The organism is Desulfofustis glycolicus DSM 9705, assembly GCF_900130015.1.
GTDB lineage: Bacteria > Desulfobacterota > Desulfobulbia > Desulfobulbales > Desulfocapsaceae > Desulfofustis > Desulfofustis glycolicus.
This window is the reverse complement of sequence record NZ_FQXS01000033.1, coordinates 1-12,230: the sequence shown is the minus strand read 5'-3', so window position 1 is coordinate 12,230 and position 12,230 is coordinate 1. Positions and strand designations below refer to the sequence as shown.

The 12,230-nt window shown below is 55.4% G+C and carries 12 protein-coding genes; 4 read left to right on the top strand and 8 right to left on the bottom strand.

The genetic code is table 11. From position 1 onward, the window contains the following. Positions 1 to 5: 5 nt before the first annotated feature. Together BUC26_RS19260 and BUC26_RS19255 are read right to left on the bottom strand one after the other, a co-directional pair. Positions 6 to 815, bottom strand: a complete 810-nt coding sequence (locus BUC26_RS19260) for a ComEC/Rec2 family competence protein (RefSeq protein WP_073378742.1) — start codon at positions 813 to 815, stop codon at positions 6 to 8. A gap of 23 nt (positions 816 to 838) precedes the next feature. Then, positions 839 to 2,032 carry a deoxyguanosinetriphosphate triphosphohydrolase family protein gene (locus BUC26_RS19255; protein ID WP_073378740.1) on the bottom strand — a complete coding sequence of 398 codons (1,194 nt, stop codon included), beginning with the start codon at positions 2,030 to 2,032 and terminating at the stop codon, positions 839 to 841. Between the two features lie 321 nt (positions 2,033 to 2,353). Between BUC26_RS19255 and BUC26_RS19250 the strand changes: the two genes are divergently transcribed. Continuing rightward, positions 2,354 to 2,578, top strand: coding sequence for a SelT/SelW/SelH family (seleno)protein (locus tag BUC26_RS19250; protein ID WP_279626316.1), 225 nt, complete (start codon positions 2,354 to 2,356; stop codon positions 2,576 to 2,578). Between the two features lie 3 nt (positions 2,579 to 2,581). On the opposite strand, the gene BUC26_RS19245 is transcribed toward BUC26_RS19250, so the two are convergent. Then, positions 2,582 to 3,097: a metal-dependent transcriptional regulator gene (locus BUC26_RS19245; RefSeq protein WP_073378737.1), complete on the bottom strand. Its 516-nt coding sequence runs from the start codon at positions 3,095 to 3,097 to the stop codon at positions 2,582 to 2,584. Positions 3,098 to 3,253: 156 nt separating this feature from the next. On the opposite strand from BUC26_RS19245, the gene recN reads away from it, so the two are divergent. After that, positions 3,254 to 4,942 (top strand): DNA repair protein RecN, encoded by a 1,689-nt coding sequence (recN, locus tag BUC26_RS19240; RefSeq protein ID WP_073378735.1) that lies wholly within the window; start codon positions 3,254 to 3,256, stop codon positions 4,940 to 4,942. After that, positions 4,939 to 5,985: a thiamine biosynthesis protein gene (locus tag BUC26_RS19235; RefSeq protein WP_073378733.1), complete on the top strand. Its 1,047-nt coding sequence runs from the start codon at positions 4,939 to 4,941 to the stop codon at positions 5,983 to 5,985. The genes recN and BUC26_RS19235 overlap by 4 nt, the downstream gene beginning before the upstream one ends. Before the next feature lie 673 nt (positions 5,986 to 6,658). Here the strand turns inward: BUC26_RS19235 and BUC26_RS19230 are convergent. The 5 genes from BUC26_RS19230 to BUC26_RS19210 form a co-directional block, all read right to left on the bottom strand. Next, positions 6,659 to 7,450, bottom strand: coding sequence for a hypothetical protein (locus BUC26_RS19230; protein WP_073378731.1), 792 nt, complete (start codon positions 7,448 to 7,450; stop codon positions 6,659 to 6,661). A gap of 119 nt (positions 7,451 to 7,569) precedes the next feature. Further along, a complete protein-coding gene (locus BUC26_RS19225; RefSeq protein ID WP_073378729.1) occupies positions 7,570 to 8,052 on the bottom strand; it encodes a CARDB domain-containing protein in 483 nt (160 codons plus the stop codon). 151 nt (positions 8,053 to 8,203) lie between these two features. Continuing rightward, a complete protein-coding gene (locus BUC26_RS19220; RefSeq protein WP_073378727.1) occupies positions 8,204 to 9,943 on the bottom strand; it encodes a hypothetical protein in 1,740 nt (579 codons plus the stop codon). Between the two features lie 386 nt (positions 9,944 to 10,329). Beyond that, positions 10,330 to 11,217 carry a hypothetical protein gene (locus tag BUC26_RS19215; protein WP_073378725.1) on the bottom strand — a complete coding sequence of 296 codons (888 nt, stop codon included), beginning with the start codon at positions 11,215 to 11,217 and terminating at the stop codon, positions 10,330 to 10,332. A gap of 72 nt (positions 11,218 to 11,289) precedes the next feature. Then, positions 11,290 to 11,484 (bottom strand): hypothetical protein, encoded by a 195-nt coding sequence (locus BUC26_RS19210; RefSeq protein WP_073378723.1) that lies wholly within the window; start codon positions 11,482 to 11,484, stop codon positions 11,290 to 11,292. A gap of 552 nt (positions 11,485 to 12,036) precedes the next feature. Here BUC26_RS19210 and BUC26_RS19205 point away from each other — a divergent pair. Next, the coding region (locus BUC26_RS19205; protein ID WP_143166080.1) for a hypothetical protein at positions 12,037 to 12,230 on the top strand (194 nt) is incomplete at its 3' end.

Here is a 12,230-nt window from a genome sequence, read left to right as displayed (position 1 = left end):
CCTGGTTATCTGATCGTCAGCGAAATGGTGCCTTCCCGGTCAGTACGCCGGACCGGGATACCTGCGGCCTGCAACCGCTGCAGGACCTGCTCGGCCGGGGCGCCGATGCGGTTGTCGGGGCCGCAGCTGATTACCGCCAGATCCGGCCGACTGCGGGCCAGCAGTTCCGGGGCGGTGGCGTCGGCGGCGCCGTGATGGGCTATTTTCAAAAGATCGGCGCGCAGGTCGTCGGTGCGATCGAGAAAGGTTCTTTCCGCGGCGCCGGACAGGTCGCCGAGGTGGAGCAACCGGAAATCGCCAAAGGTTACCAGCAATACCAATGAAGAGCCGTTGATATCATCCTGCGGTTGCGGCGGTTTCTCCGGATGGAGAACGGCAAGCTCGAGGTCGCCGCAGGTCAGACGGTCACCGCGCCGCAATGTTTTTCCTTGGAGGCTGCTGCGCAGCGCCAGATAGTCGTCGAAATAGTCCGGGACCGGATTGCTGCCGCCATTGTCGTAGAGTTCTTTGATGCCGACCCGCGGCAGCAGGTCGAACAGACCGCCGAAGTGGTCGAGGTGGGGATGACTGATGATGGCCAGGTCGATCTCGGAGAGCCCCAGTTCCTGCAGCTTTTCGGTGACCCGATGGCCGAAAAGCAGACCGCCGGCGTCGATCAGCGCAGTGCAGACGCCGGGCTGGTGCAGGATCATCGCGTCCCCTTGACCGACATCGACCACGTGAATCGACAGCGTCTCGCCGGACGCTGCGGTCGCTTTGGCGGGGCCGAACAGCACGATTGCGAACAAAATGATGATCAGCCGAACGAGCGTCATTGCTCCGGTGCAACCCATATCCGTCAGAGTCGCGGTGGGACAGGGCAGCCGATAGCGGCGGCCTGGGCCAGAAAGTAGTCGTCGGTCATGCCGGCGATGAAATCGCGAACCCTGGCTGCCGGCGGCTGGTAGCGAGTGTAACTGTCTTCCAGATCGCCCATCAGGTCGACATGAAGCCGGTCGGAAGTGCCGTCTTCCAGATGGCGCAGATAGAAGGAAAAAAGGTCCCGATAACAGCGCTCGATCATCGGTATATGCTGCCGGGTCTGCTGGCTCAGGTAGATTTTTTCATAGTTGAATCGTTTCAATTCGTCGAGCGCTTCAGCCACCGGCTGGCTGAAGCCGATATAGTCCGTTCCGGCAGTCAGAGGGCAGTCGGGCGGTGTGACCCGGCTGTGACCGATCAGGTCGGTGACCAGCGAGTAAACGATCGAGCCGTTGGTCTCGCCGAGCAGCTGGCGGGGACCGGCGGGGATGTCGTCGCGGCGGATCAGACCGAGGATGATGGCATCCTCGATATCCCTGCCGATATAGGCGACGGTATCTGCGAGGCGGACCACACAGGCTTCGAGGGTCATCGGCAGCAGGTTAATCGCCGGGTCGGCGGATTTCGCGGTGAGCTTGGCGTCGAAGCCGGCAAAATCGCCGAGCGGTTCCGGAGCCAGGCGGGCGGCATGTACTTCGCCGTCATGGCAGAGGATACCGTCCAGGGTCTGCAGGGTCAGATTCCATCCGCGCCCCTTGCGCTCCAAACGTTCCAGAGCCCGGACCGATTGGATATTGTGTTGAAACGGCGGTAGATCGTGGACGCTACACAGCGAGCTGAGAACGTGCTCGCCGGCGTGGCCGAACGGCGGGTGACCGATATCATGGCCAAGCGCGATGGCCTCAATCAGGTCCTCGTTGAGGCGCAGGAAGCGGCCGATGGTCCGGGCGATACGTGAAACCAGCTGGACATGCAGCACCCGGTGGGTGATGTGGTCGTTACTGATCAGGCAGAATACCTGGGTCTTGTCGATGTAGCGGGTGTAGGCACGGGAATGGAGGATGCGATCGGCGTCCTGGGCAAAGTGCTGGCGATAACCGATTCGTTCTTCCGCCCTGCGGCGGCGGCCGTCGGCACTGAGGGCGGCGGCCGGGGAGAGGCGCCTGGTTTCTTCGTCGTTGAGAGCGGCGAGCAACTCGAACATCGGGCTATAATCCGGGGGTGCGGTCATGGTTCGGCAACAGGGGATGCGGTCGTCTTATTCTCGGGACAGCATAATCAGCCTGCGGGCAAAAGTCGATGACGTGCATACGGTGGGACCTGGAAAAGGTCATTTTGGGGTCGAATTGTCCAGTGATTACTGTATAATGGCAGGAAGAGTCGACCATCAATCCGGAACACCTATTCGCATATAACGCCCATGACCAGAGGTCACAACGAACGAAGAAAATCGACGCCGTGGTCGGAAGATCCGGTTAGTGAAAGTGAGCGGGGGACAGGTTAAAACCTGTTCCGCCGATTTTGATATAAAACTCGATCAGGAGCAGAATTCATGAAAGCGGTCATAGAATATTGCCAGGTGTGAAATTATCAGCCACGTGCTTCCAGTCTGGGAGACGAATTGCGCCGCCGATTCGATGCCGATATTGAACTGGTCGCTTCGTCCGGGGGAGTGTTCGAGGTAACCGTAGACGGACAGCTGGTTTTTTCAAAAAAGAAACTCGGGCGATTTCCGGAAGCGGAGGAACTGGCCGCCTTGCTCGGCGGCAAGAAATGATGGTCAGGATTTGCCGCCTGAGCCGTCGAGACAGGAAGAGATGCATTTGCTGCAGTCGATCCTGGTGGACCCGTGCCGGCAGTAATCGGCAAAGCCGTTGAGCAAATCGTCGCCGCCACGCGGGCAAACTTGCAGGAACGTGATAAAATCGATCATCCGGCTGATCACCACCGGCGGCGCCGCGTGCTCGATCTTGCAGGCCGCTTCTTCGGCCAGATCGGGTTTGATGGCCAGCACTTCGGTGAAAAAGCGTTTCAGCGAGTCGTGCCGGTAAATGACATCCTCAGCCACCCGCCGGCCTTGTTCAGTCATGGTGATCGCTTCGTACGGCGAGTAGTTGATTAGATCCTTCTTGGCCAGCGCCCGCAGGGCTTCCGTTACCGAGGCGCGGCTGACGTCGAGCCGGGAGGCGATATCCTTGCTGCGGGCAACCAGTTTTTCTTCAACGATGTGGTAGATCGCTTCGATATAGTCTTCGAGGCTGGCGCTCAGGTCGACGGTATCGGTAGATTTTTTCATGATTCCATGGCAGGATGATCCCGGCCGGGCAGCACGGTTTCCAGGAAACTGGTTGCCAAGTCGAAGCGTGGTTGGTATACGCCTGTTACGATACCCACCTTTTGTCGCTCCGTCAACAATGGAGCTGATAGTTGGCCGAAGATACGTGGAAAAGGGATGCTTTGCGAACTCAAAGTAGAGAACCTGGCCCTGATCGAAACACTACACCTGAGTTTTGCCGATGCAAGCGGCGATTCGCTGGTGGTGATGACCGGCGAGACCGGGGCCGGCAAATCGATCATGATGCGGGCCATCGGTTTGCTGACCGGCGGCCGGGCGTCCGCCGACTGGATCAGGAGCGGCGCCGACAGCTGCACGGTCGAGGCGCTGTTCGAAATCAGCGATCGCCAGCAGGAGCTGCTTGAGCTGCTTGAAGCTGGAGGGTACGGCGGTACCAACGAAATCATCATCAAACGAGTGATCACCAGCAAAGGGCGGAGCCGGCTCTATATCAACGGTTCGATGGCGCCGGCCAAAACGGTCGCCGAAATTTGCCTCTACCTGCTCAATATTGCCAGTCAGCACGATCATCAACAATTGCTGCAACCGGCGTCTCACCTCGATTTTCTCGACACCCTCGGCGACCATTGGCCCGATCGGGTCGCTTTCACCGCCTGTTATCAACACTGGCAGCAGGCCAAAGAACGGCTTGCCGAGTTGCGTGCCCGGGATCGTGAACGCGGTCAGCGCTATGATTTTCTGACGTTTCAGGTGGCGGAAATCATCGAAGCCGCACTTCAGCCCGGAGAAGATGAACAACTCGCCGTGGAGCGGCGGCGTTTGAAAAGCGCCGAGACGCTGATCCGTCTCGGCCGGGAAAGCTATAATCTCTTCGAAACGACGATCAGCGACAATCTTGCTATCGTCCGCCGAAACATGGAACAGCTTGCCGGACTGGATCCCGAGGCATCCGGTCTGGCCGAGGAACTCAGTTCCTACTCCTTTCTGGCCGAGGATTATAGTGGTCGTCTGCGTGACTATTATACCGCCCTGGAGGTCGATCCGCATCGACTCGAAGCGGTCAGCGCCCGACTCGACCAGCTCAAGATGCTCAAGCGCAAATACGGTGAGACGATCGAGGAGATTCTCGGCTATTTAAGCCAGGCGAAGCGAGAGTTGGAGTCGATCGAGAATCTCGATCGAGAGATCGAACTGCAGGGGCACGAAGTTGAGCGACTGGAGCAGCGGCTTCTCAAGCTCGGCCGGGCCTTGTCCGACGCCAGGCGGGCCACGGCCCAACAGATGGAAACGGCTATGGCCGCAGAATTGGGCTCGCTCGCCTTCAGTCAATCGGGTATCGAGGTGCATTTTCAGCAGCAGCTCGATGGAGTTGACGGAGTTCGGCTGAGCGGATTGGACCGGGCGGAATTCTTCTTTGCGCCCAATCCGGGAGAGCCGGCCCGGCCGTTGGCCAAAGTTGCCTCGGGCGGCGAATTGTCACGATTGATGCTGGCTCTCAAGTGCCTGTTGGCCCGCAAGGATATGGTGGAAACGGTAATTTTCGACGAGGTCGATGCGGGCATCGGCGGTGAAGCGGCCGAGGCGGTGGCCCGGAAGATTCGCGAGTTGGCCGGCCACCACCAGGTGATCTGCATCACCCATCTGCCGCAGATCGCCGCTCGGGGGACCGCGCACTTCGTCGTGGAAAAGTCAGTTCGCAACGGGCGCACGCTGTCCTCGGTGGTCCAGCTCAACGAGGAGCAGCGGATCGACGAACTGGCGCGAATGCTTGCCGGCGAGTCGGTTACCAGACAGACGCGCGACTGGGCGACCACGCTGCTTGAGAAGGGACAGACGGCTCGATGAGTGTCGTTCGAGCGTTGAGCCTTTTTTCCGGTGGACTTGATTCGATTCTGGCGACCCGGGTGGTTATGGAGCAGGGGGTCGAGGTGCTCGCCGTCCGTTTTATCACCCCGTTTTTCGGCGATGCGATCCTGCGCGACCCGCAGCGGTATCAACGCGAGGTGCGGGACAAGTACGGCATCAATGCGGTGGTGGTCGACATCAGCGATGATTACCTGCAGATGCTGCGCCGACCGGCGCATGGGTTCGGCCGCTATTTTAATCCCTGTATCGATTGCAAGATCTTCATGCTCAAGCGGGCCCGGACCATGCTCGGGCAATTGGGCGCGGCGTTTCTGATCAGCGGTGAAGTCCTCGGTCAGCGGCCGATGTCGCAGCGGCGTGATACGCTCAATATCATCGAGCGCGATTCCGGCAGCCGTACTATTCTGCTGCGCCCGCTCTCCGCCCGGTTGCTCACGGAGACCGAGGCGGAGCGTCAGGGCTGGGTCGATCGTGAACGCTTGCTCGATTTCAGCGGCCGCGGACGATCCCGGCAGATCGCCCTGGCCAGGCAGTTCGGTATCACCGATTTCCCGGCGCCGGCCGGCGGCTGCATTCTGGCCGACCCGATTCTCAGCAAGCGAATCGCCCGGGTCTACGACGGTGGTTTTGTTGTTACCCCGGACTCCATGAGCGTAACCGACATCCGGCTGATGCTCGTCGGACGCCAGTTCCTGATGCCGGGTGGCGGTTGGTTGGTACTCGGCCGTGATGAGAAGGAATCGTTGCGTATCGTCGAGTTGCGCGAGGCCGGCGACGTCTTGCTGCTCGTCGAAGAACGACCCGGCCCGGCCGCGTTGCTGCGTCGTGCCGGTGAATCGGTTGCCGATAGCGCAGTTCAGGCGGCCGATCTGAGCTTGGCCGCCGACCTCGTCGCCCGTTATGCCAAAAAGATCGACGGCCGTCCGGCCGCCGCCCGGGTGGTTGTTGAGACCGGCGCGGAGCGCCTGGAGCTGACCGGCGAGCCGCCGGACGAGGAGCATATCAAGAGCTGGGCTATCTAAATCAACGGTGGGACAGGTTTCAACCTGTCCTCTGCAAACATCCAACGGCGGGAAAGGTTTCGGCCGGTGCCTGTTGACTCAGATCAACTGTAAAAAACGTGTTCCAATCTGGCAATTGCCACTAAGATGGCGCAACCTTATATGACAGATCATTGCTGCTGGATGGAAGGATAAAACGAGATTCGCAATAGACACTTCAACTTGGCGTGCCATTGCACTTGGGAAAGGTGTTCTTTGGGAACCTCAACTGAGCAGTTACTCCATTTTTGATCAGTTTTCTCCTCATAGTTGACCTAACCATATCAGGAAACATCTCAAGTTAGAGCCCTGGATATCAGTTTAATCTTGCCAGAACCCGCCTTAATTTTGCTACGATTCTGTTCAAGCAATCGATACTACTTCTCTTTACCCTGTCGGTCAAACCGGCTGGCCCATCAAATTTTCAGGCCGGTGAAGAATGCAACCAGGCAAACAACGCGAACCATGTCGAAGTCGGCTTTGTCAAATAGTACCCCTTTCGTCATCGGCAAGTACCGGCGTCACGAGGGGCGCTGTCACCTTGGCACGCTCTATGCGCCAGTTTAAGAAATCATGCACGTTCTTTACCAAGGGGCGGCAGTCGCCGATGGGGCAAAAGCGCACTATTGTGCCGACTGGAGCGCCCATTTCTGACCTACTCAATTTTTACGCCAAGATCTCTCAATTCTTTTACCAAACTGCCCAGCTCCTCCGCGCTTTTCAAGCAATAGCGCAGGCTCAACTCAGCCAGGTGCAATTGTACGGTGTGCCTCTCCAGCGAATAGCCCACAGAACGAATCTCGGTTAGTGGAATGGAAAAACTGAAATGCGTCTGTAGCACCTGCTCCAGGTTCTGTTCGGCGACCAGACCCGCCAATGCATCGTGCACGTCGCTTGCCCCTGCCTGCCAAAGCATGAGCCGCTTGGCGAAGGCATCACCAGGGAGTGCATCCAGGAGCCTTGCGGCATGAGAGGAGGAACAATACCTTCTCAGTGTCTCCGGGCCTATCATGAGGAAAAGCAACCTTTTCTGCGTGAGCACCAGCCCGTTTTCTGCATCCGTCGTTTTCCCTTTACCCAAAAAGCTCCAGGTACCGCCCCTGAACAGGCTGCCGAGGCTGCTCATGACCCGCAGCACAGGGGCATGCAAGGCCACCACCGATTCATCGCTGGACAGATCCAAGTCATACTGAATCGGTGGGAGGAAGGCCTCTGTTACCGGTTGCCCCAGGGTATTGTGTTCAAATGCTGAAAAACGCTGGGAACGTTTGGCTGTTCCCCGTATCACCGAGTAAATCCGGAGCAGCAACAGTACGCCCGCAAGCAGACTGCCGCACCACCTGATAACCGGCGGCAGATCCAGCAGCACCAGGACACCCACGATCACTATCGTCATACCAGTGAACGAGATAATCCCCCACGTTCCAGATAACCGGCGTGTAATCATTTTCAAGGCTCATCCGGATTGAGCATACGTTTCGCCTTTGGAACTCCCCTTTGGCACAGAAGTCATGGTCACCGGAGGCTTGACTACGTCTTGTAGCCTCTTCGTCACTCAGACCAACACTATTTCACACAATTATTCTTCGACCACGTGTTATTGGTTTCGTTTTTCTCCTTTACCGCATTTTGAGAGTCGACCGTCAGTTTGATGTTAGAAACATTAAAGGCAATGGGGCTATTGATCACGATTGTTTCCTGTGAGGCAGGATCGGGAAAAGCACCAGGTATAGTCTGTTTCAATGCAGGAATATTAAATATTAATTTTTTAGGGGACGAACAGCCCACTTCCATCATCAAAAGACAGGGAGTCGATGGGGCCAAGCCGATATTCGCGACTTGTACAGTCGCTCTGAAAACATTATTCGGCGTAAAATCAACACGACTGATTTTCAGATCGGGGAGAACGACCACGTTCTTTGGGATGTCCGGCTTCACCGGTGCTACTTGTTTTTTTGCCGCACCAATACCGTCCTGCGCCATTGCCGAACCAGCACACATTACCAGTGCGATTATCAACGAGCTCACTGCTTTTTTCGACGTAATCATTGTACCCTCTCCTGTGGTGATAAGAAGTTATGTGCCTCTGCTACCCTAAAAACCGATCCCCCGTTTGTCGGGAAAAGCTGTTGTAACGACAGCGATCTCCGTTTGCTCTACCGATATGTGTCACCAGGACATGAAAAGGTTCAAAAATGTTTTAGTGCCGTGGTACCGTAATCGGCGCTGTCGGTGGTTTCATGATGCCCGGTTGAATCTTCTTTTGTCCCGTCTGCGGTAATGGCTTTGTCGGTTGCTCCTGCGGCAAGCTCTTTACTGCATCAGTAACCGGTTCTGGTTTGCTGAGATGCATCGTCTTGGCGGCCGGTGCCACGGCAGGCGGCGAACCGACAATCACCGTGCGCCAACCGCTCCACAGGGCCTTTGCATCGTCTTCCCTAACCCGGAAACGATACGTGCCCGGTGCCGAAAAAGTGAGTCGGGCCGTTTTGACCATACCGGCGCCTGTTGCCGGCCCACCGGCCAGTGACGGCTTTTGCCGCAAAAAAGATGTTGCCCCGAACGCCTGATATTCGATCTCCCAGATCAATGAAGCATCGGCAGCGCTCACCTTGGCGTTGATGGGAATGGTACCCGTTTTGCTGAAACGTTGATTCTCTGCCGGCCCAATGATGGTCGGCGCCGTCTTTAAGGCACCATGCTGGGCGGTCACGGTGAGTTTGGTCGTCTGCGGTTTGAGGTTTTGTTTAGCCAACGGGACCGTTGCCATCTTCTGCAAGACGAGCGGCGGTTTTATGGCGAGCGGTTTATTGGGTGGCACCGGCGGTTCACCAAGCAGTGGTTTGATAACCTTGAAAGTGACTTGAGCGGTGGCTTGTTGGGTCTCCCCTTCACTCAACGAGGCTGGATATTTGGCGACCAGGTTCCAAACACCTTCCGAATAACTATTTGCAGGGGCGGATTCAAAAAAATCAGCAGGGACATACGTTTCAACTACTTTGATCGGGAAAGGCTGTATCCCTCCTTCTTTCGGCAGGGGTTTGAACCACATTTCCATTAAAACCACTCGACTGCCTCTACCGCCTTGTGCATCACTGCTACTCCACGGTTTTCCACTTTCCGTATCGAGGTGAAACGTTATCGTACTATTGTCGTAGAAGACCTGGTCGGGCTTGGGCGACAAAAATTCCACCTTCGGCGCGCCCTCGTTAACCGTAAAGGTGCACGGATCACTCCACCAGGGGTCTGTAGACGTATCTAGTTGAGCACGTAGTACCCATTTGCCGATCTTCATCGGGCGCATTTTCGCCGTGGTCACCCCATCGCTTGTCTGTTTTCCGTAAATGATCGAGTTTGTTACCGAGGTCCAGGCCTGAGTGGCATCTTCACGCCATTCGATCTTGAAACGGACGTTGTAATCAGGATGGTGACGGATCTTGACCGGGAGGTCGACGGGATAATCGAAGACCCTGCCATCATGCGGTTCCAAGATCTCGGGCGCAGTATTTTGGATCGCGTATTGCTGCTGCAGATAGGCTCTTACCGTTTTGGCGAGAATCGTCCTGCTGCTTGATTGTGGAGGAAGACAAGGTAGTTCTGATAGCCAGGGATCTTCCTGACATGAGGCACTGAGATTTTCCGAATTTTCCCATTCCCCCGTTGGAGATCCATTTTTATCCCAGCGGCGATAACTGTCCTTAATTGTTTCAGACGCCAAGTTCGTATTTTTCTTCCACCCACCATATGCAGTTTTTATTACTTCTATCTTCACACTGTTTGGATAAACCTGATTGCATCGCCACGAAATGATATAGGAGTTTTGCGTATAACCGAAGGAATGACTAAATAATTCAGCATCACTGCAATTCCAGAGTGCACAGGCCGGCTTCGCACAGAGACCAGATACGATGACAATCACGGCAGCAAGAAATTGTTTCATGGTCGTTCACCTCGTAGTCTGTAGGCGGGGCATAAATGAGCTATCCAATCATTTGTCAATTTCACGGAGCGATTTTCCCGGTCACACTGTGTTAGGCGCTTACACGGATCAGGCTTGCTTATCCTCTTGATCAGCATACGTATCGCAACCTTTTATTGCTAGGAAAATACGCCTGCCCTTTTTCCTGGATGAACATAGCCAGTGCTTGATATGTGCATCGAATCACTTCGTCCGCATTGCTTTTTCGAATCTCTGACAACCGAGGACAACCCCTTTCAGGAACAAGTCCTGTCCCTGGAAGAGGTTGTCCGCGGCTTGCTTGGTCAAGATTTTTTTAACCGGTGCTTCGGTCGATTAAAGCGTGACGGGCCTGTTCTCTTGCTTTCCTACTTGCGGAGAATCTGCTGGGCCGCAACAGCAACCCGTTTCTCAGTTGACGCAACGGCAACAGTCTTGACAGTGAGCTTGCCGCTTTGGTTCTGGACCTCTTTGTGTGTCATTACGCTGTTGTTATGAGTACTGCTTTTCACTGCCTGTGCAGTGGTGCGAGTTTTTTTCAGCGATGCCTTTTTCGGCAGAGGCGATGCTATTTTGGTACTGGCGCCGATGTGTGTTTTGGTGTTGCTCGTGCCGATGGTACGCGCCGCCTGACCGAGGGATCGGGAGGCAGCAGAGTGGCGCAGTTGTTGATTGAGGAACGGAACCGGGTTGACCCGTTCCGGGCGCACAGAACCGTTCGTGCCGAGTTCAGGTCGTTTGCCCGGACCTTTTCCGGATTCGTTCGTATCATCGTCACTGCTGCCTTTTTTAGCCATTGACTTGAACCATTCGCTGGTTCCGCCACCGTTGCTCCCCGGGCCCGACCCACCCGTGCCGTCAATTCCGTTGAAGTGACGTCCGGGCGGATTCCAGCGGGGTGCCAGCCCTTTCCCTCTGGCGCTTTGCTTGATCGCAAAAGGGTTGTTGGTCTGGACGCCTTTGCTCAGTTTGCCCTGATATGCTCGGCGGGCAAGGTCTTTGATATCGTCAGCGGTCGGCCTTGAACCGGATGCCCCACTGTCGGGATCGGCGCTATCGGATTCGCTACCAACTATTCTGCCGTCTTTATAATACGTCCAGATCCACACTGAGCCATCATCATACATCTCCCAAACACGGACAGTTCCATCAGGATCGACCACCTCAGTACTGTCGTATGTAAATCCGCAAGTGGCGGTACCCAGTATCATGAGAAAAGAGCCAATTATAGTAAGGATGCTGGTCGAAAGTTTCATGGCGGGTCTCCTGTGCAGTAGATAAATTGATAGGGATATTTATGAATTGTCTTTTTGCCTGATGAACCTGGTTTATGCTTTGACCGCGGAAACATTTTTTAACTCAACTTCCTGTCTGCCATACTCGATAGCCACGCCGAAGATGGTCAGCATCTTTCGTGCGAAATGAGCGACCACCCAGAGACAAAGCATTCCCATCGGCAGAACCACAAACAGGATTACCGGAAGCAGCCACAATGAAACGATCAGATCAATAATTCCAAACATGTTCGTACCCCCTTGTTGTTTTCCTGCGATATCGCTGGGTGATGACGCGTTTGTTTGTCTTCTTTTCGTGTGCTTTTCCTATTGGTGTGGCCGGACAGGGAGAAGGTTCAAAAAAAAATGGGGTGGGACAAATTATGGTTCATCCGAATCAGGCCCATGTATCTGCGATCGGGAAGACAAAGGTTATTGCTGGGAGGGAAACACCTCGCTGACGCGTGCCGGCGGTTCTCAGCGAGGCTCGAAGGGGTTCGGACAGGACGTCCGCAACTGACAGCAGGCTACGGATGGTCTGCCTGCCAGCCGTGATGTAAGGGGGGATCAGGCCGAAGTGCAGCTTTTGGAAGCGATGCGTTTCATCTGTTCTCTCACTTGAAACTCCTACGGAGTGAGCAGATCCGGATGAACTGACAATTGCCACTTCGAAGATATAGATTCCACAGAACCTACCAAACTATAGATTGCTACTGTCTATACGTAACAAAATTCAGACCCCATAAATGATATACTGAGGTCATTAACGTTCTGTTTTTTCTGAAAAAGAAAAAGGAGGCGATGATGACCGAAGAACTCAGTCTGGTAAAAACGTCCGTTTTTGATCAAAAAACCGGATTCACCTATCATTCTGGCAGCAAAACCGCCCATTACCACAATAGCAGCGCCGAACTTAAGCGCTATACAACCCACCGATGGTGCTCACGTCTGGCGGCCAGCAAACTTCCTGGCGCTGATCTGGCCGTTGAATATTT

Coding starts and splice junctions, on each gene's coding strand:
- BUC26_RS19230 (WP_073378731.1), bottom strand. CDS start 7,450: ATGATTACACGCCGGTTATCTGGAACGTGGGGGATTATCTCGTTCACT.
- BUC26_RS19245 (WP_073378737.1), bottom strand. CDS start 3,097: ATGAAAAAATCTACCGATACCGTCGACCTGAGCGCCAGCCTCGAAGAC.
- BUC26_RS19225 (WP_073378729.1), bottom strand. CDS start 8,052: ATGATTACGTCGAAAAAAGCAGTGAGCTCGTTGATAATCGCACTGGTA.
- BUC26_RS19220 (WP_073378727.1), bottom strand. CDS start 9,943: ATGAAACAATTTCTTGCTGCCGTGATTGTCATCGTATCTGGTCTCTGT.
- recN (WP_073378735.1), top strand. CDS start 3,254: ATGCTTTGCGAACTCAAAGTAGAGAACCTGGCCCTGATCGAAACACTA.
- BUC26_RS19215 (WP_073378725.1), bottom strand. CDS start 11,217: ATGAAACTTTCGACCAGCATCCTTACTATAATTGGCTCTTTTCTCATG.
- BUC26_RS19260 (WP_073378742.1), bottom strand. CDS start 815: ATGACGCTCGTTCGGCTGATCATCATTTTGTTCGCAATCGTGCTGTTC.
- BUC26_RS19235 (WP_073378733.1), top strand. CDS start 4,939: ATGAGTGTCGTTCGAGCGTTGAGCCTTTTTTCCGGTGGACTTGATTCG.
- BUC26_RS19255 (WP_073378740.1), bottom strand. CDS start 2,032: ATGACCGCACCCCCGGATTATAGCCCGATGTTCGAGTTGCTCGCCGCT.
- BUC26_RS19210 (WP_073378723.1), bottom strand. CDS start 11,484: ATGTTTGGAATTATTGATCTGATCGTTTCATTGTGGCTGCTTCCGGTA.